Annotated in this window: 22 protein-coding genes; 5 read left to right on the top strand and 17 right to left on the bottom strand. The window is 70.9% G+C overall.

All coding sequences use genetic code 11. The features are described from left to right. The first annotated feature begins 105 nt into the window (after positions 1-105). On the top strand, positions 106-741 hold the full coding sequence (locus ACYQ78_RS03255; protein ID WP_459799139.1) for a TIGR03085 family metal-binding protein: 636 nt from the start codon (positions 106-108) through the stop codon (positions 739-741). A gap of 128 nt (positions 742-869) precedes the next feature. Here the strand turns inward: ACYQ78_RS03255 and ACYQ78_RS03250 are convergent, their stop codons facing one another. Genes ACYQ78_RS03250 through ACYQ78_RS03215 form a run of 8 tightly spaced genes read right to left on the bottom strand, consistent with a single transcriptional unit; the run spans position 870 to position 13,214 of the window. Beyond that, on the bottom strand, positions 870-2,033 hold the full coding sequence (locus tag ACYQ78_RS03250) for a hypothetical protein (RefSeq protein ID WP_459799138.1): 1,164 nt from the start codon (positions 2,031-2,033) through the stop codon (positions 870-872). Then, positions 2,030-6,817 (bottom strand): hypothetical protein, encoded by a 4,788-nt coding sequence (locus ACYQ78_RS03245; RefSeq protein WP_459799137.1) that lies wholly within the window; start codon positions 6,815-6,817, stop codon positions 2,030-2,032. Before ACYQ78_RS03245 ends, ACYQ78_RS03250 begins: the two co-directional genes overlap by 4 nt. After that, positions 6,814-8,583, bottom strand: a complete 1,770-nt coding sequence (locus tag ACYQ78_RS03240) for a CHAT domain-containing protein (protein WP_459799136.1) — start codon at positions 8,581-8,583, stop codon at positions 6,814-6,816. Before ACYQ78_RS03240 ends, ACYQ78_RS03245 begins: the two co-directional genes overlap by 4 nt. After that, positions 8,583-8,987, bottom strand: a complete 405-nt coding sequence (locus ACYQ78_RS03235) for a hypothetical protein (protein WP_459799135.1) — start codon at positions 8,985-8,987, stop codon at positions 8,583-8,585. Before ACYQ78_RS03235 ends, ACYQ78_RS03240 begins: the two co-directional genes overlap by 1 nt. A 33-nt stretch (positions 8,988-9,020) precedes the next feature. After that, positions 9,021-10,193: a class I SAM-dependent methyltransferase gene (locus ACYQ78_RS03230; RefSeq protein WP_459799134.1), complete on the bottom strand. Its 1,173-nt coding sequence runs from the start codon at positions 10,191-10,193 to the stop codon at positions 9,021-9,023. Continuing rightward, the gene (locus tag ACYQ78_RS03225; RefSeq protein ID WP_459799133.1) at positions 10,190-11,386 is read right to left on the bottom strand and encodes a class I SAM-dependent methyltransferase; all 1,197 of its coding nucleotides are present in this window, start codon (positions 11,384-11,386) and stop codon (positions 10,190-10,192) included. The genes ACYQ78_RS03230 and ACYQ78_RS03225 overlap by 4 nt, the downstream gene beginning before the upstream one ends. Further along, entirely contained in the window at positions 11,383-12,003 is a 621-nt protein-coding gene (locus ACYQ78_RS03220; RefSeq protein ID WP_459799132.1) for a DUF1365 domain-containing protein, read from the bottom strand. The genes ACYQ78_RS03225 and ACYQ78_RS03220 overlap by 4 nt, the downstream gene beginning before the upstream one ends. Next, the gene (locus tag ACYQ78_RS03215) at positions 11,997-13,214 is read right to left on the bottom strand and encodes an NAD(P)/FAD-dependent oxidoreductase (RefSeq protein WP_459799131.1); all 1,218 of its coding nucleotides are present in this window, start codon (positions 13,212-13,214) and stop codon (positions 11,997-11,999) included. Before ACYQ78_RS03215 ends, ACYQ78_RS03220 begins: the two co-directional genes overlap by 7 nt. A gap of 174 nt (positions 13,215-13,388) precedes the next feature. Here ACYQ78_RS03215 and ACYQ78_RS03210 point away from each other — a divergent pair, with 174 nt between their 5' ends. From ACYQ78_RS03210 to ACYQ78_RS03195, 4 genes are all read left to right on the top strand, one after another. After that, positions 13,389-13,550 carry a hypothetical protein gene (locus tag ACYQ78_RS03210; RefSeq protein WP_459799130.1) on the top strand — a complete coding sequence of 54 codons (162 nt, stop codon included), beginning with the start codon at positions 13,389-13,391 and terminating at the stop codon, positions 13,548-13,550. Positions 13,551-13,651: 101 nt separating this feature from the next. After that, entirely contained in the window at positions 13,652-13,816 is a 165-nt protein-coding gene (locus ACYQ78_RS03205; RefSeq protein ID WP_459799129.1) for a hypothetical protein, read from the top strand. 116 nt (positions 13,817-13,932) lie between these two features. After that, positions 13,933-14,769: an NmrA family NAD(P)-binding protein gene (locus tag ACYQ78_RS03200; RefSeq protein ID WP_459799128.1), complete on the top strand. Its 837-nt coding sequence runs from the start codon at positions 13,933-13,935 to the stop codon at positions 14,767-14,769. 21 nt (positions 14,770-14,790) lie between these two features. After that, positions 14,791-15,072: a DUF7638 domain-containing protein gene (locus ACYQ78_RS03195; RefSeq protein ID WP_459799127.1), complete on the top strand. Its 282-nt coding sequence runs from the start codon at positions 14,791-14,793 to the stop codon at positions 15,070-15,072. A 654-nt stretch (positions 15,073-15,726) separates the two neighbouring features. Here the strand turns inward: ACYQ78_RS03195 and hisF are convergent. Genes hisF through hisD form a run of 9 tightly spaced genes read right to left on the bottom strand, consistent with a single transcriptional unit; the run spans position 15,727 to position 21,687 of the window. Then, positions 15,727-16,497, bottom strand: coding sequence for an imidazole glycerol phosphate synthase subunit HisF (gene hisF, locus ACYQ78_RS03190; protein ID WP_459799126.1), 771 nt, complete (start codon positions 16,495-16,497; stop codon positions 15,727-15,729). Next, on the bottom strand, positions 16,494-16,877 hold the full coding sequence (locus tag ACYQ78_RS03185; RefSeq protein WP_459799125.1) for a RidA family protein: 384 nt from the start codon (positions 16,875-16,877) through the stop codon (positions 16,494-16,496). Before ACYQ78_RS03185 ends, hisF begins: the two co-directional genes overlap by 4 nt. Further along, positions 16,874-17,596: a bifunctional 1-(5-phosphoribosyl)-5-((5-phosphoribosylamino)methylideneamino)imidazole-4-carboxamide isomerase/phosphoribosylanthranilate isomerase PriA gene (gene priA, locus ACYQ78_RS03180; RefSeq protein ID WP_459799124.1), complete on the bottom strand. Its 723-nt coding sequence runs from the start codon at positions 17,594-17,596 to the stop codon at positions 16,874-16,876. Before priA ends, ACYQ78_RS03185 begins: the two co-directional genes overlap by 4 nt. A 4-nt stretch (positions 17,597-17,600) precedes the next feature. Continuing rightward, positions 17,601-17,939: a hypothetical protein gene (locus ACYQ78_RS03175; protein WP_459799123.1), complete on the bottom strand. Its 339-nt coding sequence runs from the start codon at positions 17,937-17,939 to the stop codon at positions 17,601-17,603. After that, complete coding sequence (gene hisH / locus ACYQ78_RS03170; protein ID WP_459799122.1) at positions 17,936-18,574, bottom strand: imidazole glycerol phosphate synthase subunit HisH; 639 nt, start codon at positions 18,572-18,574, stop codon at positions 17,936-17,938. Before hisH ends, ACYQ78_RS03175 begins: the two co-directional genes overlap by 4 nt. Next, positions 18,571-18,723, bottom strand: a complete 153-nt coding sequence (locus tag ACYQ78_RS03165) for a hypothetical protein (protein WP_459799121.1) — start codon at positions 18,721-18,723, stop codon at positions 18,571-18,573. Before ACYQ78_RS03165 ends, hisH begins: the two co-directional genes overlap by 4 nt. Further along, positions 18,720-19,310 (bottom strand): imidazoleglycerol-phosphate dehydratase HisB, encoded by a 591-nt coding sequence (gene hisB, locus ACYQ78_RS03160; RefSeq protein WP_459799120.1) that lies wholly within the window; start codon positions 19,308-19,310, stop codon positions 18,720-18,722. The genes ACYQ78_RS03165 and hisB overlap by 4 nt, the downstream gene beginning before the upstream one ends. Continuing rightward, positions 19,307-20,386: a histidinol-phosphate transaminase gene (locus ACYQ78_RS03155; protein ID WP_459799739.1), complete on the bottom strand. Its 1,080-nt coding sequence runs from the start codon at positions 20,384-20,386 to the stop codon at positions 19,307-19,309. The genes hisB and ACYQ78_RS03155 overlap by 4 nt, the downstream gene beginning before the upstream one ends. Continuing rightward, on the bottom strand, positions 20,383-21,687 hold the full coding sequence (hisD, locus tag ACYQ78_RS03150) for a histidinol dehydrogenase (protein ID WP_459799119.1): 1,305 nt from the start codon (positions 21,685-21,687) through the stop codon (positions 20,383-20,385). The genes ACYQ78_RS03155 and hisD overlap by 4 nt, the downstream gene beginning before the upstream one ends. Positions 21,688-21,764: the final 77 nt, after the last annotated feature.

Below are 21,764 nucleotides of genomic sequence, written 5' to 3'. Positions count from 1 at the left end.
GGCCAAGGTCTGACCAAGGGATGGGGCCATAGGCTGAGGCCCAGAGGAGGAAATCGCGGCGATCACCGCTCTTATTCCCGCGACCGGGATGCTTAGGGTTGGACCATGAGCTACGCCCGCGCGGAACGTGCCGCCATCACCGACCTCCTCGACGACCTGGGCCCCTTCGCCCCCACCCTGTGCGAGGGTTGGGAGACCGCCGACCTCGCCGCCCACCTGGTCGTCCGCGAGCGCCGCATCGACGCCGCCGCCGGAATCGCGGTGAAGTTCCTGGCGCCCTACACGCAGAACGTGCAGGCGCAGGTCCGGGCCCGGCCGTATGCGGAACTGGTCAACGAGGTGCGGCAGGGCCCGCCCCGCTGGACCCCCTACGGGCTGATCCCCGGCCTCGACTCGGCGGTGAACACGATCGAGTTCTTCATCCACCACGAGGATGTGCGGCGGGCGCAGGCGGGGTGGGAACCGCGCGAACTGCCCGCCGACCTGGACGACCTGCTGTGGAAGCGGGTGGCGGCCGGGGGGCGCGTGTTCTTCCGGAAGTCTCCTGTCGGGGTGGTGCTGCGGCGGGCGGGGACGGGGCAGAAGTCGGGGGCCAAGATGTCCGAGCCCGCTGTGGTGGTGACGGGACCTTCGCAGGAGCTGCTGCTGTTCGCGTTCGGGCGCCAGGACCATGCGCGGGTGTCGCTCGACGGGGATGCGGCGGCGGTCGAGAAGCTCATGGGCGCCCGTCTGGGCATGTGAGACGTCAGTCCCAGGCTTCTTCTTCCGTTACGGCTCCCGCCTGGCCGGCACCGCCCACCGTCTCCGGCCCCGCACTGCAACCGGCGCCAGCCGGGCGCTCCCGGTTCGCCCGGCGACGCGGCGGCTGGTCAGAGGAGTAAAGCGAGAATGGCTTCCCCTGCTTCGTGGTCGCGTTGAGTTGCGAGCGCCGGGGTGGTGGCGGCGCGGATGCCTGCTGTGATCTTCTGCTTCGCGGCGTGGAGGACGCGGTCGGTGGTCTCTGTTCGCTGGTAGGTCTGGGGGTCGTGGGCGAAGGCCAGGGCCGCTGACGAGAGCAGGGTGCGGACGTTCGATCTGGCGTCAGGGGCCATGCGAAGGAGGAGGGCCTTCGACTGGCGGGCGGCGAGGCCGGGGTCGAAGGTGAGGATCTCGTCGAGGCGGTGGCCGTTCAGTTCCGGGTAGGGGCCTGCGACCAGGGCCGATGCGATCTTTCCCTCTTCTGTTGTGGCGTCCTCGTTCAGGACTGCTCTGACCACGTTGAGGCGGGTTTCCGGGGGTGGATACGCTCCTGCGCCCGTGCCGCCCGAGCCGGTGTCGAGGAAGTCGGACAGGGCGCTCAGGTAGCCGGGGCCGGTGGCGAGAGTGGCGTACACGTCGGCGAAGACTTCGCCCAGCCATCTGGTCCAGTTCGGGGCTGATCCGGCGATCAGCCGGTGGAGCGTCGGGGTGAGGTTGAGGTCGGTCTCGGCCAGGTGGCCTACCTCGTGGGCGATGACCAGGGCGTCGGGGAGGTGGCGGAGGTGGAACCACGGGACGCCGATGACCGGGACCGGGAGGCGTTCGACGACCCGGCGGAGGGTGCCCTGGGGTTTCGCGGTGAGTTCGGTGGCGTAGTCGGCGCCTCTCGCGATGGAGAAGGGCTCTGCCGACGGGCCCAGGAAGACGAGCGGGGGTTCCTTCAACAGCGGGGCGTACTTCCGGACCGGCTCGTAGCACTCCCAGGCCAGTTCGTCGGCGACGGTGAGGTAGCCGGCGAAGACGTCGGCCAGGCGGAGGGTGAACTTGGCGCGGAAGTAGTCGAGGACGTCGTGGGTGCGGATCAGGAGCCGTTCCGTTTCCATCCACGGCACCTGCGCGTCGGCGCTGGTGGTGAGGTGGTCGACGGCGACCTGGAGGGCCGCGGTGACGGCCGCGATCTGGGTGTGGTGCTTCTCCAGGCGGGCGCCGGGGGCGGAGAGGTCTCGCCAGGCTTGGAGTTCGGCGGCCAGGCCTGTGATCTTGGCGTGGAGCTCGACGCGGCGGCGTTCCGTCATCGGGGGCCGAACCTGGGCATGTCAGGCGGGCGGACGTTCGAGAACAGCGCGGTGGCGGCGAAGGCGTAGGCGTCGTCCTCCGAGTCGATCGCGTGACTCTGGATCCGCTGCCACAGGTCGGGTGTCGTCGACCCGGCCGCCACGGAGAACGCGACATCGGTGACGACCGCCGAGCGGGTCAGACCGGGCGCGGGACCGATGGCCAGCACCGTGATGGGATAGGGCACCCGCACGAGATCCTGGGCGAACCGGTTGCGCAGTTCGAGCTGCCGGTGATGTTCCGCCCGGTTCTCCGAGGCCAGGATGTCCAGCACGATGAGGGGCGAGGAGAAGCGGAGCCGGCGGAACGCCGCGTGCAGGGTGGAGGCATCGATCCAGTCGTTGACGCCGAGGAAGGTGAGCGCGGGGACTCCGTGGGAGACGTCCATGACCCCGGCGAGGTGCAGCACCGACGGATCCACTTCGCCGAGCGATGCCAGCGGACTCCGCGTCTCAACCCGGATATCGCGATTTCTATAGATTTCGGCGACCTTGAGGGAGCCCGGTACTCCACGCATCCGAGCCGCCGTGGCCGGATCGGGCTGCACGATGTGGACAGGGCGCAGCCACAGGACCGGAGGGTCCGCCGCGAGGAGATCACGGGGCGTCCGGTACACACACCGGACCCGGGGATGGCGACCCATCGCCTCGCCGTCCCAGCCGAGCAGCTCCCACGGCTCAGGGCCCGGACCGGCCTCGCCGGTCAGCCGCACGTCGACGGCTTCCCGGGTCGCCGCCAAGCGTGCGGTCAGCCCGGGAAGCTCCCGCGCGCCCATGACGAATCCGGCATGGGCGCCGACCCAGTTCTCGGTGCGGGAGGGCGTGAGATCGTCCAGGACGACGACGATCTCCCCCTCCGGAGCCGGCCATCGCGCCTCGAAGACCCTCGCCGTCTGATCGGCCTTCTCCGTCTGGCCCAGCTCGCGCCACACCCCACCGGCCGCCTCCAGGAAGTCCCGGTCCGACCCGGCCAGCTCGGCGCGCGCCTCCCAGAGCAGCCCGTGCCAGTAGAGGGGGCGGTCACCGATCAGGGCCTGGGCCCGGTCGAGCCGATCGGAGGTCTTCCACTCAGGGTCGACGGACATCCGGCGCCGGGCGAGTTCGACCAGGAATGCGCCCCGGAGATCCGGGCCTCCGTTGATCTCCAGCGGCTCCTGTTCGTCGGAGGTCGCGGGGCCGAGCCGGTTCCGGGCGCGGATCCAGTCGAGCCACGCCACGCCTTCGGGGTTCGCGAGCCACGACACCGCGTCATCGAGCAGCCGCCCGGCCTCGTCGGCACGCCCGGCCAGCCGCGCCACCTCGGCCGCGATGACATCCAGGTGGGCCCGGTCCCCCGGCTTCATCTGGGCCCGGGCGGTCAGCCAGGATTCGAGGGCGATGTCGGACAGGTCGACGGGGATCGTGCACTTCCGCAGCCCGGCCAGTGATTCCAGGAGCAGCCCGAGCTCCTCGATATCCGTGACAAGGGAGATCAGGAGCCCTCGCTCGGGCAGATCGGCCTGGAGTCCGGCCACGGCCGCCTTCACCCGGGACACCGGGTCAGACGCCTCATATTTCAGGACATGTGCGATGGCATGCGCTGCTTCCAGCCGTCCCTGGGCGAGTGCCAGGTCCACCTGTAGCGGATCCGCCTCCGCATGTTCGCTGAGCGCTCGTTCGGCGGCGTTCAGGTCCCCGGCCACTTCAAGATGGATCCTCGCCGTCTCCCTGGCCAGGGTCGCCCTGACCGAGTCGAGGGTGGCGGTGCGGCGGGCGTGGGTGAGGGTATCGAGGGCGGCGTCGTACTCCATCAGGTCGCCGAGGGCTCGGGCCATCATGATCGCCGAAAGTGCGTGGTCGGTCGCGATGCGGCCGGTGAGCAGGCGGATGGCCGCCGCCGGGCGGCGCAGGGTGATCAGGGCCTCGGCCTCGACGAGCAGCCTGTCACGCTCGTCACCCTGGGCGATCTCCACAGGTCCCTGCGCCTGACCGGGCACGGACACCATGGTGAGGGCGCTTTCCGGCTGGCCGTACTGGAGCAGCAGGCGCCCCAGCCCGGCCACGTCTCCCGCCTCGGTCAGATAGCGGACCGCGTCGTCGAGGGGACCACCGTTGACGGTCAGGATCAGGCCGAGTCGCATGGCCACGAACTGGGCCACCTCGCGGTCGTCACGTTCGTCGGCGTTGCGGTAGGCCTCCTCCACGTACCGCAGGTCCCGCGATGCAGCGCGGACCATGTCGACGGCCACGGCGACGTCGCGGTCGGAGTCGTCGTCGATCGCGTCGAGTTCCTCTTGGGCCTCTTCGTCGAGGTCTCGTGCCTGGAGGACCGCGGCCGTCAGCGCGCGGTGCATGGCCGACGGCTCGCCCAGCAGCGCCGCAGCCGCGAGGGCGCTCTCCGCCCGGTTCCAGTGCGCACCCGCCGCGCCGGGCTCACGGTCGCGCCGGGCCGCCTCGATCGCGGCGCGGGACTGCTCGATGTAGGCCGCGTAGCGCACGTCGGAGTCGGTCGCGTAGATCAGCAGGTCGTCGGCCAACTCTCCGGCCCGGTCGACGTGGCCGGTGTTCCAGGCTTCGGTGATCAAGCTCCGCCACAGGCTCAGCGCCGCCCTCCCCCGGTGCTGGAACGCGTGGTAGACCGCCTCGGCCGACAGGCCCCGCCGCGTGTAGTGGGCCTCGGCCGCCTCGTGCAGCACGGTGAAGATCGGTTGGGCGCGCAGCAGGTCACGCACCGGATCGCGGAGGTTCTCGTGGAAGACCAGGCGCCCGTCCTCGGTCGCCTGGACCCAGGAGGTCGCCCCGGCGTAGGTGGTCAGCTCCTCCCAGAGGGCCGCCACGTCAGGTGGTGGCGGGCCGGGGAGGAAGATCTTGGTCTTGCGGTCGGGCCGGGCGTCTTCGGCCGGGTCGTCGTAGACCTTGTCGTCGCGTAACCCCGCCTCCAGGTGCGGCCACAGCACCTCGGCGACGAACTCCGCGTCCAGGTGGCGGGGCAGCACCGCGTAGCGCAGCAGCCAGCGGAGCCGGTCGTCCGGAATGCGTTCCAGGATGCGTTCGAGGCAGTAGAGGAGGGCCGGCTCGCGGGCCTCGTCGACCTCGGCGGCGGTCAGATCGGGGTTGGCCTCGGCGAGGTCGCCGTACATGGCGAGGGCGAAGGGCAGGCCGCCGGAGCGGCGGACCATGGCGGCGGTCAGGTCGGGGCGGGTGACGCCCCGGCGTTCCAGGTAACGGGCGGCGAGGTCGTCGTCGAACGGGGTGACCTCGGCGGTCGTCGCCTCGGGGAAGGTCTCGGCGAAGCCGGGGAGGCGGTCGCGGAGGTCGTACCGGCCCGCGAGGACGACCCGCCCGGACAGGCGCGCGAGCGTCTCGACGAACGGACGCGGGTCGGCGGCGGGTCTGAGCACGAGCTCTTCGAGGGTGTCGAAGACGATCACGTGGTCGGGCAGGGCGGTGGCGAAGAAGCGTTCGGTCACGTCGGCGCCGTCGGCGGTCGCGGCGGCGACCTCGGAGAGGAGCGCGGTGTCGGGCACGGCGGTCCGGCTGAGCACCCGCCGGTATCTGTCGTGGTCGCGCAGCAGGTCGGAGAAGGGTTCACCGCGGACCTGCGGCGAGAGCTGCGCGGCGATCTCCAGCAGCACCAGCCACGGGTGGCGGACCGCGTTGACCGGGTCGATCGCGTCGAGGTCGATGCGGGCGCACGGCAGGTGCGGCCACTGGGTCACGCCCCAGCGCGCGGTGAGCCACCGCAGGACCATCGTCTTGCCCATGCCGCCGGGTCCGTGCAGGTGGACGACCTTGGCGTCGCCGGTCAGCGCCCGCTCCAGGTCGTCGCGGCGCAGGTAGCGGCCGGTCTGGCGGTATTCGGTGGCGTGGGCGGTGCGGGCGGCGAGCCGGGCCTGGTAGGCGGCGCGCGTTCCCGCCACCTCGGGGCTGAGGCCGATGAGGTCGTCGGCGGTCAGGACGTCGAGCAGGTCCCGGCAGCCGACGAGATCGAACCGGGCGTCGGCGCGTTCGTACAGGATCCAGAAGGTGGCGACGGCCCGGCCGGGGTCGGCGAGCACGAGCAGGCGCAGCCGCTCCAGCTCGTCGTGGACCTCGGCACTGATCAGCCCGGCGGTCCGGCGCATGGCGTCGGGGACGCCGTAGACGGCGGTGTACGCCTCGTCGATCCACCATCGGGCCCACGCGGTCTCCCGCAGCGCGGGGTCGAGCCGGTAGCGCCGCGAACCGGGCAGCCGGGTGATGCGCCCGGTCGCGACCATCTCGGCCAGCGGGGGGCCGTCGCCGCGGAGGGCCGCGTCGTAGAGGTCCTCGTCGAAGCGGGTGGGGAGCGCGCAGCGCATCAGCACACCGCGCACGTCGAGCGGCAGCGCGCCGAACAGCAGGGTCGCGAGGTCGTTCTGGCGTTCGGCGATCGTGTTCCGCTGCTGGAGCAGCCGCACCGCGACGCCGGGCCGCGGAAGCGGCAGGGATCGCGCGGTCTGAACGAGGTAGCCGCGGCATTCGTCCCGGAGCGCGACGAAGAAAGGATCCGGCGGAGACCCGGCGTCCTGCGCCCGCAACGACTCCTCGACCCTCGCGATGACCGGTGAGTGGGCGAGGTCCTCGGGGAGGAAGGCCGCGATCCGCCGCGCCACCTGCTCCACCAGCCGCTCGGTGAAGGGGGCCGGGTCCTCGCCGCCGTCGTCCCGGACGAACGCCTCGAAGTCCCCACCGGCCCACAGCCGCAGGGCACCGTCGACGACGGCTTTCGCCAGATCCTCGATCATGGGCGGCCCGTCTCGATCATGCTGTGGAACGAGTGCAGCTGGGCGGGCAGGAACACGGGGGTGCTCTCCCGCACCCATTCGGAGGCGCCTCTCCAGGTGCCCTCGAACAGCCGGTTGGCGCGTGCGCCGAACTCGCGGAAGATCTCCTCGGTCCGATCCCGGTCCCACGGCTTCACGTCGAGCCGCTGCGCCCGCCCCGCGAACCCCCCGAGCACCTTCTCGTCGTCCGCCACCACGATCACCGAGACGTCGCTCAACCGCTGGTCGAGCACGGGAAGCAGCAGCCCAGGCACCAGAGTCTCGGTCAGTTCGGGTACGAGCCCCAGATGGTCGAGCGCGATCGTCACCCGCCCCGCCTCGGACAGCAACGCCCGTAACGCCTCGAACAGCGCCTCCCGCAACTGCGGCTCCGACTCGTTCGCGGCCTCCCACGGCCCGAGGTCATCGGGCTGGAACGACCCGGCAGGCGGCCGCACCCCCTGCCGGAGGTGGACCAGATGGTGCCGGAACCGCGCCGCCCCGGGTAACTCAGGCAGGGCGTCGGCCAGCGCCCGCACCACGTCCAGCCACGGCACATTGCGACCGTCGCGGAGGGCACCCGCGTCCACGTACACGGCGGTGCACCCCCGCAGCCGCCACGTGAACACGCACGACCGCACCAGCGACGACTTCCCCACCCCGGAACCGCCGCCGACCAGCATGGCCCGGTGCGGCGGCGCGTCGGAGTCGACGCCGCCCCACAGCCGCCACCGTTCGGCGGTCCGGTCGACCGCCATCGCCACGCCCGCATACAGTTCGGCCAGGTCGAGAGCGGTCGCGTCGTCCACCCCGAACCGCCAGGGCAGCACCTCTTCGGCCGCGTGCCGGACCACCAGCGACGGCGCCTCCCATTCGGGCAGGCCCTCCCGGTGCATCACCGAACGGGCGACCCGGACCGCCTCGCCGACCGTCGCCCCCGAGGCGAGCGCGTCGTAGAGGTGCTCGGCGAAGACGACCGCCGGGGCCGACGCGATCTCGTCGCGCATCGTGATCACCGCGCCGGCGCCGAAGGCGTCGCCCAGTTCCCCGATCGCCTCCGTCGCGCCGTAGCCGGTGCGGCAGGCGTTGAGGACGACCAGCCTCGGCGGTTCCTTGATCGAGTTGACGATCACGTCGGCGCTGACGCCCTTGGCCCCGGCGGGCCCGTTGAACTCCAGCATCGGCAGGCCCTCCAGCGGGTGGACCCCGCTGTGGCCGACGAAGTGCAGGACATGGGGCCTGACCGCGTCCATGCGGTCGAAGAACTCGCGGGGGGTGGGCTGGTCGAGCACCTCGACGTGCCAGGCGCCGTGGCGGCCGCGCAGCGATCTCCTGATCGCGTCGGCCTCCTCGCGGGCCAGCAGCGCCGGGTCGGCGGTGTTCCCGAGCACGACGAGCAGCCGGATCGGCACCATGATGTCGCCACGGGCGCAGGGCCGCGGCGCTCCGCGCACCCAGCCCTCCGCCAGGAAGGGCCGCTTCCCGTCGGGGCCGATCATCAGCTCCCAGGGCAGGGCCCGTAACTCGGGGTCCTGTACGTCCAGATAGACCGCCCCGCTCAGCGACGCGTCGTGGACGAGGTCGAACAGCGCCCGCCCCAGAGCGCGCCGCCCCTGCGGCGAGCCGTCGCCGGTGAGCGTGCGGAGGTGGGCCGGGTCGATGTGCCGCAGGAGCCGTTCGCCGTCAGCGTCGACGAGCACGACCGGGCAACCGGCCGCGCTCTTCGGGTCGACCCTGACGACGCTCATCACGCGTTAGGGAACAGCCTCCGCGCGAACGCCGCAAGGTCCGACTCGGAAGAGGCCGCCATCGACGGCTCCCGGCTCCCCCGCCGCACCGACCCCTCCTCCGAGGCCAGCACCGCCGAGGCGAGCGCCCGCCCGTTGGCCGCGTCGGTCTCGGCGGCGTTCGCGCGCTCGGTCGCCTGCGCCGCCTCCTGGACGGCCGCCGACGACCGCCCCACGGCGGTGCCGAACAGGACCCCGGCCGCCGCGAACACCAGCGCCTCCAGCCCCTGCAGCAGGAACACGAGCCGATCCCACTGCGGGTCGTCGCGCATGAGCACGAGCCCCACGAGCGCGGCGACGAACAGGACGATCAGGCCCACACCCAGCCATATCTGCAGCTTGGTCGGCCCCTGGTTCTCGGGCATGCCGTTTCGACGCCCACCACGTGAGGCGGGTTGTCACGAAGGGCGGCCCAATGTGATCTGATGCACCGACATCCGTCCCGACTCGAACGCCAGGCCGCCGCCGACCAGGTAGAGCCGCCACACCCGGGCGACCTCCTCGCCGACCAGGGCGACCGCCTCGTCCCAGTGGGACTCGAAGGTGTCGTACCAGGCCTGGACGGTCTTCGCGTAGTCCTCCCGCATGCCCTCCACATGCAGCACCTCGAACCCGGCCTCCTCGAACATCGCGACGGTCCGCCCGACCGGGCGCATGTGCATGTCGGGCGCGATGTACCGCTCGATGAACGGCCCCCCGCCGGGCGCGTTAGCCCCGCGCGACATCTGCTGGATGACCACGCGGCCACCGGGCCGGACCAGGTTGAACAGGGTCGAGGCGTAGACCGGGTAGTTCTCCTCGCCGACGTGCTCGCCCATCTCGATCGAGGAGATCGCGTCGTAGGGGCCGTCGGAGACGTCCCGGTAGTCCTGGAGCCGCACCTCGCCGCCGCGCTCGCGCACGAAGGCCTGCTGTTCGGCGGCGATCGTGACGCCGACCGACTTGGCGCCGAACTCGGCGGCGTGCAGCACCATCGATCCCCAGCCGCAGCCGACGTCGAGATGCCGGGTTCCGGGCCCGAGGTCGAGCTTGGTGCAGACCAGGTCGAGCTTGCGCCGCTGCGCCGCCGCGAGGTCGTCTCCGGGCGCCCACTTGGCGCACGAATAGGCCATCGAGGGGTCGAGGATCAGCGAGTAGAAGTCGTTCGAGAGGTCGTAGTGGTGCGCGATCGCGTCGCGGTCGCGCCCGCGCGTGTGCAGGCGCCCGCGCAGCCGCGCCTCGCTGTCCGGCACCGGCGGCCGGGGGCCGACCAGGCCGAGACCGAGGAGTGTACGTGCCCCGCGCGCCAGCTCGGCCATCCCCGGCCCGCCCGAGGTCGCGGCCCACACCCGCCGGAACCCGTCGGCCAGGTCGCCCTCGACGTCGAGATGCCCGCTGACATAGGCCCGCGCGAGCCCCAGTTCACCGGGCGCCCAGAGCAGATGCCGCAACGCGAGCGGCGATTTGAGAACGACCACGGGCGCGTCGGCGGGACCGGCGAATCCGCCGTCCCAGGTGCGCAGCCCGACGGGCAGTGAGCCCCCGAAAAGCCCGGCGACCGTATCGGCCAAGCGGGTGGCGACAACGGTCACGACCGGCCCCTCTCCAGAATGAACTGACGCACGTTCAGATATCCCGAGCGGAATCCCGCCTCGGAATAGGCGAGATAGAACACCCACATGCGATGGAAGACCTCGTCGAATCCGAGCCGCGAGACCTCGGCCCGCCGAGAGCAGTAACGTTCCCGCCACAGCCGGAGCGTCTCGGCGTAGTCGCCGCCCATCTCGTGGTGCCCGGCGATCCGCAGCGGACCGAGATTCTGCTCGATGGCCGTGACGCTCGGGAGCAGCCCGCCCGGGAAGATGTATTTCTGAATCCACGTGTACGTGTATCTCGACGCCACCATCCGATCGTGCGGCATCGTGATGGCCTGCAGGCCCACCCGCCCGCCGGGTGCCAGCAACCGATCGAGCGTCGCGAAGAAAACGGGCCAGTAACGCTCCCCGACCGCCTCGATCATCTCCACACTGAGCACCGCGTCATAGGAACCCTCGGCCTCCCGATAGTCACAGAGCTCCACGGACACCCGGTCGGACAGCCCCGCCGCCGCCACCCGTTCGAGGGCGAAGGCCCGCTGTTCTGCGGAAATGGTGATCGTCCGGACCGTGGCGCCCCGCATGGCGGCCCGAATGGCGAGCGCCCCCCAGCCGGTGCCGATCTCCATGACCTTCGACCCCGGCCCGACCCCGGTCTCGTCGAGCAGCCGGTCGATTTTGGCGTGCTGCGCCTCTTCCAGGTTCTCCCACGTGGCCTCGTGCCAGAAAAGCGCCGACGAATACGTCATCGACGGATCGAGGAACTCGGCGAACAGATCATTGGAGAGGTCGTAGTGGCGCTGGATGTTCCGCCGGGCGTTCTCGACCGTCCCTTCCTCGGTGCGCGGATGCCGCCGCACCCACACCCCGCGCAGGCGCTGCAAAGGCGCCGGAATGAGCGACGCCAATTGCGTCGCCATCACGGTGAGCACCCCGGCGAGGTCGTCGGCCTCCCAATCTCCCGCCATATAGGCCTCGCCGAATCCGATCAGTCCGTCGGCGCCCACCCGGGAGAAGAAATCCTCCGCGCGCACCACTCTCATCAGGGGGCCGGACGGATCTCCGAGCATCTCCCCGTCGGGCATCTGAACGCGCAATGGCAGTCGCGCCACCGCGTTACGGAAAAGCTGCCGCACGACCCGGACCTTGAGTGGAGAACGGGCGGGGGTGACGGCGACGGCGTGCGTCATGACGTTTCTCTCTTTCGGGGAATGACGGGCAGCCCACGCAGATAGAGCGCGATTCCCTGCCACCGGATGCGCGCCCCCACGAGCAGGGGCGCGATCCGCAGCCGGTTGCGCAGCGTCGGGGCCACCCGCAGGCCGCGCAGCGTCGCCACGAACGGCTTCCCCTCGGGACGGTGCAGCGTCACCGCGAGGTCGAGCCGGTCGGACGGCGGCGGCAGCCGGAGCGTGTAGTGGCCGTCGACGGGGTTGAAGGGCGACACGTAGAACTCCTTGCCCGTCTCGGCGCGGCCGTGCGCGTCGGGACGGAGCAGGTAGCGGTGGCGCCCTCCGTAGGTGTTGCGGACCTCGGCGACCACGACGCCGGTGTCGCACCAGTAGACGGTGAGGGGGTTGAAGACGTATCCGAGGGTGCGCTTCCCGGCCAGCATCGTCACCCTGCCCGCGCGCTCGCCGTGTTCGGCCAGGAAGGCGTCGAGCTCCGCGCGGGCGTCCGGATCGAAGCCGCGCGGCAGGTCGTCGAGGTCGACGAGCCACAGGTAGCCGTCGTAGGTGAAGCGGTGGCGCAGCGGGGTCGTGCGGACGTGCGTGATGGCGCAGCGGTAGAGGGCGGGTGTCACCATCGTGCCCCCAGCTTCTCGGCGGCCTGCAGCCCCGACCGGCAGCCGTCTTCGTGGAAGCCCCACCCGTGGTAGGCGCCGGCGTAGGCCACGCGGCCGTCGGACAGTCCCGGTAGCAGCGTCTGCAGGGCGACCGTCTCTGGGGTGTAGACGGGGTGCTCGTAGTCCATCCGGGCGATGACATGTTCCCGAGCCACGTCGTCGCCGAGGGTGACCAGATAGCGGGTCTCGGTGGGCAGCCGCTGGAGGCGGGTCATGTCGTACGAGACTCCTACAGAAGAAGGTTCTGCGCCACAGCCGGACATGCGGTAGTTCCACGACGCCCGCGCGCCCGCGGCGCGGGGCAGCGCGCCCGTGTCGGTGTGCAGGACCGCCGGGTTGGCGGAGTAGGCGAAGCCGCCCAGGACGCGCCTCTCGAGGTCTGTGGGGGCCGCCAGGAGGGCGAGGGCCTGCCGGGGGTGGGTGGCCACCACGGCGGCGTCGTAGGAGGCGGTCTCGTCGCCGTCGTCGCGGATCTCGACCGCGTCGGCGCGCCTCCTCAGCTCCCGTACGGGGGTCGCGGTGCGCACCGCCGTGAGCCCCTTGACGACCTTCTCCACATAGGTCCGGCTGCCCCCGGTGACGGTCCGCCACACGGGGCTGCCCTTGACGCTGAGCATCCCGTGGTTGGCCAGGAACGTGAACAGGTAGCGGGCGGGGTAGAGCAGGGCCGTCGAGGGCGAGCACGACCACACGGCCGCCACGAGCGGCGCCAGGAAGTGCCGCGTGAAATAGGGCGAGAAGTTCGCCGCGACCTCGCCGAGGGTCCGGTCGTCGTCGGTCTCCAGGAGCCGGTGGGCCATCCGGTGGAACCGGGGCACGTCGGCCAGCATCCTGACGTGTCTGTATGTGGGCCTCTGGGCGAAAAGACCGGTAAGGCCCTTGCCGCCGGCGTATTCGAGCCCGCAGCCGTCACACCGGACCGACATGCTCATGTCGGACTCCTGCGTGGCCACCCCCAGTTCACGGAACAGCCGGGTCAGATGGGGATAGGTGCGGTCGTTGTGGACGATGAACCCGGTGTCGACGGCCAGCCCGGCGACGTCGTGGGTGTGGGCGTGGCCACCGAGGCGGTCGTCGGCCTCGTAGAGCGTCACGTCGTGTGTGGAACGCAGCACATGCGCGGCGGTGAGCCCCGCCACGCCGCTGCCGATGACCGCCACCGTCGGGCGCACCTGACCTCCCATGACCTGTCTTTATGGGCTCCTTCGGAGCGGGAGGCCGTTCGGTTTGGCCGGGACGGAGGTTTTTCCCGGTCCCACGGCGGTCTTTCGATCGTGCCGATTCCCCTCCACCCCTGTGGCGGATGGGGCAGAGTTGGGGGCAGCGCACACGGTTGGAGCCCCCTTATGGACGTCAAGAAGTTACTCACCTACGTGGCGATCGCCTTCGTGATCTTCTATCTGTTCACGCAGCCTCAGGGGGCGGCCGGAGCGGTACGCGGGGTGTTCGAGGCCATCGGGAACGGCGCCGAGGCCCTGGCCCAGTTCTTCAACTCCGTCTTCGCCTGAGGGCGATCGCGCCGGAAGGTCCTCCTCTCTATCCGGCTAGTTATGATCATTGCTGTTGCCGGGTAGAAAAATCCGGGACACATACCGCAGGAGGCCCCCCAATGCAGGTCAAGAAGGTGCTTACGTACGCAGCGATTGCGTTCGTGGTCTTCTACCTCTGGACGCAGCCGCAAGCCGCTGCCGGCGCCGTCAGGGGAGTGTTTGACGGTGTCACCTCGGCCGGCAACTCCCTGGCCACCTTCTTCAACGGCGTGCTCGACCAGTAGCAGGCCCACCCGCGACGACGCGGGGCTTCTCTTTTCCGGCGCCCACGGATGATCATCAGAGGGCCTTCGGAGCGCGCTGACCGGGCGCCCGAACGCACTCATGCGAAACTGGTCTGATGAGTGACCTGATCGCGGTGACGGGGGCGACCGGCGGGCTCGGCGGCCGGATCGCGCGCCGCCTGGCCCAATCCGGAGCACGACAGCGACTGGTCGTCCGAGACTCCTCCCGGGCTCCCCGGATCGAGGGCGCGGAGACCGTCCAGGCGCCCTACGAAGATCCCGCCGCCTTCGCGGCGGCCCTCGACGGCGCCGGGGTCCTCATGTTGATCTCGGCGACCGAACACCCCGATCGGGTGGCGCTCCACACGGCGGCGGTCGACGCGGCCGTGGCGGCAGGGGTCCCCCGCATCGTCTACACCTCGTTCCTCGGAGCGGGGCCCGAGTGCACGTTCACCTTCGGCCGGGACCACTGGCACACCGAACGTCACATCGAAGAGACCGGAGTAGGTTTCACCTTCCTCCTAGACAGCCTCTACCTCGACTTCCTTTCGGGCATGGTCGGCGACGACGGCGTGATCCGAGGCCCGGCGGGCGACGGGCGTTTCGCTCCTGTGGCGCGAGACGACGTGGCGGCGGTGGCGGCGACGGTGTTGCAAGACCCGTCCGCCCACGACCGGGCGACCTACGACCTGACGGGCCCTGACCTTCTGACGATGACCGAGGTCGCCTCGGTCCTCTCCTCTGTACGAGGTTCAGAAGTCACCTTCGAGAACGAGACCCTCGATGAGGCTTATGCCTCGCGGGCGCGCTATGAGGCGCCTGAGTGGGCGGTGGCGGGGTGGGTGACGTCTTACGCCGCGATCGGCGCGGGCGAGCTCAATGTGATCACCGACGACGTGATGAAGGTGACCGGTCACCCACCACTGTCGCTGGCCCAGGTGCTCCGGGCCTAGCCTCGTGTGGCCGACGTATCGGTGGGTCGAGGGGATCGGATCGACGGCCTCCTGCGCCCGGTCTTCCTGTGGCGCGGTGACGGCTACCGCCTCGACCATCTCGCGATCTACGCCGACGGGGCGATCGACGCGGCGGGGCCGACCGACCTCGACGGCCTGCGGCGGCGCCTGGACTCTGGCCAGGTGGCGACGTCGCTGCGGCAAGGTGCGTGGGCGTCGATCCACAACTTCGCGGCCTGGCGGCTCGACGAGCCGGCGATGGCCATCACAGCGGAGGATCTTCTGGGTCAGGTAACCGCGTGATCGAGGTTCAAGGTCGTCCCGGATCCTCTGATCGATGCCGGTCGGCCTCGCTGGACTCATCCGAGCGGAACTCCACGCCGGGTACCTGAACCTCGGCCCCAACTTCGGCCCTGGACTGACTCGGGCGGCACGCCGCCCGACATTTCCGGCTATCAACCACCACGACGCCCAACCCAGGGGTCGCGCTGCCCGCGCCCAACCATCCGGCCCGGGCGGCACGCCACCCGAAATTTCACGACATTCACAGCCGCAACGGCAGCGGCGGGGAGAGCCAACGCGGCAAGCTCACCCCCGCTGCTCAACCACCCGCAGCCTGACACTGGGGCGCCCGAGATTTCGGCTATGAGACCACCACGACGAGCAGGCCCGACGGTCCTGCCGCCGCCGCCCCACCGCCAGAGACCGGCTGGCCAGCCGCCCGAAGCCAAGTGGCCAACCACCCGAGCCCGGGCGGCCAACCGCCGAAATTTCCGCCAATCAACCACCACAACGCCCAACCGGCGGTCACACAACTGCCGCCCAACCACGCGATCGCACCGCTGCCGCCCAACCACGCGGGCGGGCGGCAAGCCGCCCGAAATTTCGGGACATCGGCCGCGCCAGCACAAAGGGCCGAGGTCGCTCGTAGCGACGCCCGGCCCTTCGATAACGGTGCTATCTGACGGGGTGGCCCGCCTCGCGCAAGGTGTTCTTCACTTCGCCGATCTTCAGCTCGCCGAAGTGGAAGACACTCGCCGCCAGGACCGCGTCGGCCCCGGCGTCGATGGCCGGAGGAAAGTCCTCGAGCGTCCCTGCCCCGCCCGAGGCGATCACCGGTACCGTCACCGCAGCGCGCACGGCTTTGATCATCTCGATGTCGTAGCCGTCTTTGGTGCCGTCGCCGTCCATCGAATTCAGCAGGATCTCGCCCACGCCGAGTTCCTGGCCCCTGGCCGCCCACTCGACCGCGTCGATGCCGGTTCCGCGGCGGCCACCGTGGGTGGTCACCTCGAAGCCGGAAGGCGTCGGCGGGCCGTCGACCACGCGACGGGCGTCGACCGACAGGACGATGCACTGCGAGCCGAAGCGCCAGGCCGCCTCGCGGAGGAACTCCGGCCGGGCGATGGCGGCGGTGTTGATGCCGACCTTGTCGGCGCCGGCCCGCAGGAGGCGGTCGACGTCGTCGTTGGTGCGGACTCCCCCGCCGACGGTCAGCGGGATGAAGACCTGTTCCGCCGTGCGGCGGACCACGTCGTACATGGTCGAGCGGTCGGAGCTGGAGGCGGTGATGTCGAGGAAGGTCAGTTCGTCGGCGCCCTCGGCGTCGTAGCGTCTGGCCAGCTCGACCGGGTCTCCGGCGTCGCGCAGGTTCTCGAAGTTCACGCCCTTGACGACCCGGCCCGCGTCGACGTCGAGGCACGGGATCACGCGCACGGCCACGGTCATGACCGGTAGGCCTCCACTTCCACCTCGACCAGCATGCGCGGGTCGATCAAGCCGGCCACGCGCACGGACGTGCAGGCCGGGCGGACCTGGCCGAACAGGTGGCCGTGGGCCTCGCCGACGGCGTCGAAGTCATCCTGGCTGACGACGAACAGCCGGGTGCGGACCACATCGGTCACCGAGGCGCCGGCCTTGCCGAGGGCGTCGAGGGCGACGCCGAAGGCGGTCAGGGTCTGCTGGTAGGCGTCGCCGACGTGCTGGACCTCACCGCCGATGGTGGCGGTGCAGCCGGAGACCAAGACGTGGTTCCCGGCGACGACGGCACGCGAGTATCCGTAGCGTTCCTCCCACGGACCGCCCGAGGAGATGCGGGTAGGGGTCATGCCCTCACCGCCGCGAGCGCCTCTTCGAGGGTGAAGGCCTGGGCATAGAGGGCCTTGCCGACGATGGCGCCTTCCACGCCGATGCCGACCAGGCCGTTGAGGGCGCGCAGGTCGTCGAGGCTGGAGACGCCGCCGCTGGCGATGACCGGCTTGTCGGTACGGGCGCAGACCTCGCGCAGCAGGTCGAGGTTGGGGCCGCGGAGGGTTCCGTCCTTGGTCACGTCGGTGAGGACGTAACGGGGGCAGCCATCGGCCTCCAGGCGGTCGAGGACCTCCCAGAGGTCACCGCCCTCCTGGGTCCAGCCGCGGGCGGCCAGGGTGGTGCCCCGGACGTCGAGGCCGACGGCGATGCGGTCGCCGTACTCGGCGATGATCTTGGAGCACCATTCGGGGTTCTCCAGGGCGGCGGTGCCGATGTTGACGCGGCGGCAGCCGGTCGCGAGGGCGGCCTTCAGCGACTCGTCGTCGCGGATGCCGCCGGACAGCTCGACCTGGACGTCGAGTTTGGCGGTCACCTCGGCGAGCAGCGAGCGGTTGGAGCCACGGCCGAAGGCGGCGTCGAGGTCGACGAGGTGGATCCATTCGGCCCCGGCGTCCTGCCAGGCGAGGGCGGCGGCGAGCGGATCGCCGTACGAGGTCTCCGAGCCCGCCTCGCCTTGCACCAGGCGGACCGCCTGGCCGTCGGCCACGTCCACGGCGGGGAGCAACACGAGTGACATCTGTTCAGGACCTCCGGTCGAAGAGAACGGTGACGAGCACCGGGACGATCAGGATGGACACGCCCAGCACGGCGAGCCTGGCCATCACGGTGCCGAGCGTCAGCCAGGCGATGACCTGGACGAGCACGAACAGCATGGCCATGACCGCGTTCTGGGCGCGGCGGCGCCGGGCCAGCACTCCGCCCTGCCGGGCCACTCTGACCGGCTTGGGCAGCACGGCCAGAACCCGGCCGCGCAGTTCCCGCCGTCTGGCCGACTTGGCCTCGCGGCGGGCCCGTTCCTCCGCCAGGCGGGCCTTCTCGGCCTCCCTCTCGGCCCGGCGGATGGCCCGCTCCTTGCTCATGAGAGGGTGTTCAGCCAATTGGCGAGCAGGGTGGCCCCCGCGTCGCCCGACTTCTCGGGGTGGAACTGGGTGGCCATGAGCGGCCCGTTCTCGGCGGCGGCGACGAACGACGAGGTCCCGTGGGTGGCCCAGGTGACCAGCGGCGCCTTGAACCCCTCGTCGTGGGGCACGAGTTCCCACTCGCGCACGCCGTAGGAGTGGACGAAGTAGAACCGGGTCTCGGCGTCGAGCCCCGCGAACAGCACCGAGCCCTCGGGCGCGGACACCGTGTTCCACCCCATGTGGGGCAGCACGGGCGCCTCCAGCCGCTCGACCGTGCCGGGCCACTCGCCGCAGCCCTCGGTGTGGACGCCGTGCTCGACGCCCTTCTCGAACAGGATCTGCATCCCGACGCAGATGCCGAGCACCGGACGGCCTCCGGCCAGGCGGCGGGCCACGATCTGCTCGCCGCGCACCGCCCGCAGGCCGGTCATGCAGGCCGCGAAGGCGCCCACGCCGGGCACCACGAGGCCGTCACAGTTCAGCGCCTCGTCGAAGTCGGACGTCACCGTGACGTCGGCGCCCGTGCGCGCCAGAGCGCGCTCGGCCGACCGCAGGTTCCCCGAACCATAGTCGAGCACGACAACGTTGTTCACTGCCACCACATCACCCCCGCCGTCAGGGCCAGCGCGGACAGCGCGCCGGTCACCACCGCGGCCAGCTTCAGCTTCTGGCGGGCGAACGACCACACCCCGCCGATCAGGAAGAGGCCGATGAAGATCATGCCGCTGGCGGCGAAGTTCACAGCACGCCCTTGGTGCTGGGCACCCCGGTCGCCCGGGGGTCGAGCTCGGTGGCCGCGCGGAGCGCCCGTGCCAGGGCCTTGAACTGGGCCTCGACGATGTGGTGGGCGTTGCGGCCGTAGGGGACGCGGACGTGCAGGCAGATCGAGGCCGAGGCGACGATCGACTCCAGGATGTGGCGGGTCATCGTGGTGTCGTAGTCGGGCCCGATCATCGGGGCCATGTTCCCGGGCTCGCTGTGCACGAGGTAGGGACGGCCGGAGAGGTCGACGGTGACCTCGGCGAGCGCCTCGTCGAGCGGGCACGACGCGCTGCCGAACCGCCGGATGCCCGACTTGTCGCCCAGGGCCTGCTTGAGCGCGGCGCCCAGCGCGATCGCGGTGTCCTCGATCGTGTGGTGGGCGTCGATGTGCAGGTCGCCCTCGGTCTTGACGGTCAGGTCGAACAGGCCGTGCTTGCCGAGCTGGTTGAGCATGTGGTCGAAGAAGCCGACCCCGGTCGCGATCTCGACCTCGCCGGTGCCGTCGAGGTCGATCTCGACCAGGACGGACGTTTCCTTCGTCGTGCGTTCGATGCGTCCGACCCTCATGAGAGGACCCCTTCCAGGGCGGCGCGGAACGCCGCCATCTCTTCGCTGGTGCCGATCGAGACCCGCAGCCACTGGGCCGGACCGGTCTCCCGGATCAGGACGCCGCGGCTGAGGACGTCTTCCCACACTTGGTGGCGATCCGGAAACTTACCGAATAGCACGAAATTCGCGTCGGAGTCAGCCACGGACAGGCCACGTTGCCGTAGCCAGGTCACGGTCGCGTCGCGTTCGGCGCGCAGCGCGGCGACGGTGCCGAGCAGATCGTCGCGGTGCGCGAGGGCGACCCGGGCGGCCGCCTGCGTGAGCGTCGACAGGTGGTAGGGCAGCCGGACGAGCAGCAGCGCGTCGACCACCGCCGGGTCGGCGGCCAGGTAGCCCACCCGGGCCCCGGCCATCGCGAACGCCTTCGACATGGTCCGCGTGACGATCAGCCGGGGGTGGCTCGGCAGCAGCGACAGCGCCGAGGGGGTGCCGGTGCGAGCGAACTCGAAGTAGGCCTCGTCGACGACGACCATGCCCGGCGCGGCGGCGGCGATCCGCTCGATCACCGAGAGCGGCAGGGCGGTGCCGGTCGGGTTGTTGGGCGAGGTCAGGAAGACCACGTCGGGCCGGTGCTCCTCGATGAGGGCGATGGCCCGGTCGGGGTCGAGCGAGAAGTCCTCCTCCCGGCCGCCCTCGATCCAGCGGGTGCTGGTGCCGGAGGCGATGATCGGGTGCATCGAGTAGGACGGCTCGAAGCCGATCGCCGACCGGCCGGGGCCGCCGAACGCCTGGAGCACCTGCTGGAGGATCTCGTTGGACCCGTTGGCGGCCCAGAGCTGGCTCGCGGTCAGGCCGTGGCCGAGGTAGTCGGCGAGGTCCTTGCGCAGCTCGACCGCGTCGCGGTCGGGGTAGCGGTTCAGGGTGGCGGCGCCCTGGCGGACCGCCGCGGCCAGGTCGTCGAGGAGCGCCTCGGACGGCTGGTAGGGGTTCTCGTTGGTGTTGAGCTGCACCGCCACGTTGAGCTGGGGCGCACCGTAGGGGTGCTTGCCGCGCAGGTCGTCGCGGATGGGCAGGTCGTCGAGCGTGGTCATCAGCCGGGAATCTCCCAATCGAACCGGGCGCGGATCGCGGCGCCGTGGCCGGGCAGGTCTTCCGCGTCGGCCAGCGCGCACACCAGCGGCGCCGCCTCGGCGAGGGCCTCGCGGCTGTAGTCGACGACGTGGACGCCCTTGAGGAACGTCTGCACCGACAGGCCCGAGGAGTGACAGGCGCAGCCGCCCGTGGGCAGCACGTGGTTCGACCCGGCCATGTAGTCGCCGAGTGAGACGGGCGCGTGCGCCCCCACGAAGATCGCGCCGGCGTTCCTGATCTTAGATGCCACCACAGCGGCGTCGGCCGTCTGGATCTCCAGGTGCTCGGCCGCGTAGGCGTCGACGACCTTGACGCCGTCGTCGACCGAGGAGACCAGCACGATGGCCGACTGCTTCCCGGCCAGCGCCTCGGTGATCCGCTCGCTGTGCTTGGTGCGGGCGACCTGGACCTTGAGTTCGAGCTCGACCGCGTCGGCCAGCTCGACCGAGTCGGTGACCAGGACGGCGGCGGCCATCGTGTCGTGCTCGGCCTGCGAGATCAGGTCGGCGGCGACGTTGACCGGGTCGGCGCTCGCGTCGGCGAGCACCGCGATCTCGGTCGGGCCGGCCTCGGAGTCGATGCCGATGCGGCCCTTGAGCAGCCGTTTGGCCGCAGCGACCCAGATGTTGCCCGGCCCGGTGACCATCGAGGCCGGGGGGCAGTCTTCGGTGCCGTACGCGAACATGGCGACGGCCTGGGCCCCGCCCACGGCGTAGACCTCGTCGATCCCGAGCAGCGCGCAGGCCGCCAGGATCGTCGGGTGGGGCAGCCCGTCGGGCGCCTGGGGCGGTGAGGCCACCGCCATCGACGGCACCCCGGCCTCCTGGGCGGGCACCACGTTCATGATCACACTGGACGGGTAGACGGCCAGCCCGCCGGGCGCGTAGAGGCCGACCCGGTCGACCGGGATCCAGCGCTCGGTGACGGTGCCGCCCGGGACCACGGTCGTGGTGACGTCGGTGCGGCGCTGGTCGCGGTGGACCAGGCGGGTGCGGCGGATGGCCTCTTCGAGGGCCGCGCGCACCTTCGGGTCGAGGGTCTCGAGGGCCGCCGCGATGGCCGGGGCGGGGACGCGGGCGGTCGGGAGGTCGAAGCCGTCGAAACGATGGGTCAGCTCCCGTACGCCCGCCGCGCCTCTATGGCGCACCTCCTCGCAGATGGGCCGCACCTTCGTCAGGGCGGTCTCCACGTCGAGCTCGGCGCGGGGCAGCACGTCGCGCAGGTTCCCCGGAAGGGGCCCGCGCAGGTCGATACGGGAAATCACCCGAACAGTCTACGGACGCCCGGTCCGGAATCCCGCGATGTCCATCATGCGGACATTCGGGGCACCAACCACAAAAG

This window comes from Herbidospora sp. RD11066 (assembly GCF_054661255.1).
This window is presented reverse-complemented; position numbering and strand designations above follow the sequence as displayed.

Coding starts and splice junctions, on each gene's coding strand:
- ACYQ78_RS03255 (WP_459799139.1), top strand. CDS start 106: ATGAGCTACGCCCGCGCGGAACGTGCCGCCATCACCGACCTCCTCGAC.
- ACYQ78_RS03250 (WP_459799138.1), bottom strand. CDS start 2,033: ATGACGGAACGCCGCCGCGTCGAGCTCCACGCCAAGATCACAGGCCTG.
- ACYQ78_RS03245 (WP_459799137.1), bottom strand. CDS start 6,817: ATGATCGAGGATCTGGCGAAAGCCGTCGTCGACGGTGCCCTGCGGCTG.
- ACYQ78_RS03240 (WP_459799136.1), bottom strand. CDS start 8,583: ATGAGCGTCGTCAGGGTCGACCCGAAGAGCGCGGCCGGTTGCCCGGTC.
- ACYQ78_RS03235 (WP_459799135.1), bottom strand. CDS start 8,987: ATGCCCGAGAACCAGGGGCCGACCAAGCTGCAGATATGGCTGGGTGTG.
- ACYQ78_RS03225 (WP_459799133.1), bottom strand. CDS start 11,386: ATGACGCACGCCGTCGCCGTCACCCCCGCCCGTTCTCCACTCAAGGTC.
- ACYQ78_RS03220 (WP_459799132.1), bottom strand. CDS start 12,003: ATGGTGACACCCGCCCTCTACCGCTGCGCCATCACGCACGTCCGCACG.
- ACYQ78_RS03210 (WP_459799130.1), top strand. CDS start 13,389: ATGGACGTCAAGAAGTTACTCACCTACGTGGCGATCGCCTTCGTGATC.
- ACYQ78_RS03205 (WP_459799129.1), top strand. CDS start 13,652: ATGCAGGTCAAGAAGGTGCTTACGTACGCAGCGATTGCGTTCGTGGTC.
- ACYQ78_RS03200 (WP_459799128.1), top strand. CDS start 13,933: ATGAGTGACCTGATCGCGGTGACGGGGGCGACCGGCGGGCTCGGCGGC.
- hisF (WP_459799126.1), bottom strand. CDS start 16,497: ATGACCGTGGCCGTGCGCGTGATCCCGTGCCTCGACGTCGACGCGGGC.
- ACYQ78_RS03185 (WP_459799125.1), bottom strand. CDS start 16,877: ATGACCCCTACCCGCATCTCCTCGGGCGGTCCGTGGGAGGAACGCTAC.
- priA (WP_459799124.1), bottom strand. CDS start 17,596: ATGTCACTCGTGTTGCTCCCCGCCGTGGACGTGGCCGACGGCCAGGCG.
- ACYQ78_RS03175 (WP_459799123.1), bottom strand. CDS start 17,939: ATGAGCAAGGAGCGGGCCATCCGCCGGGCCGAGAGGGAGGCCGAGAAG.
- hisB (WP_459799120.1), bottom strand. CDS start 19,310: ATGAGGGTCGGACGCATCGAACGCACGACGAAGGAAACGTCCGTCCTG.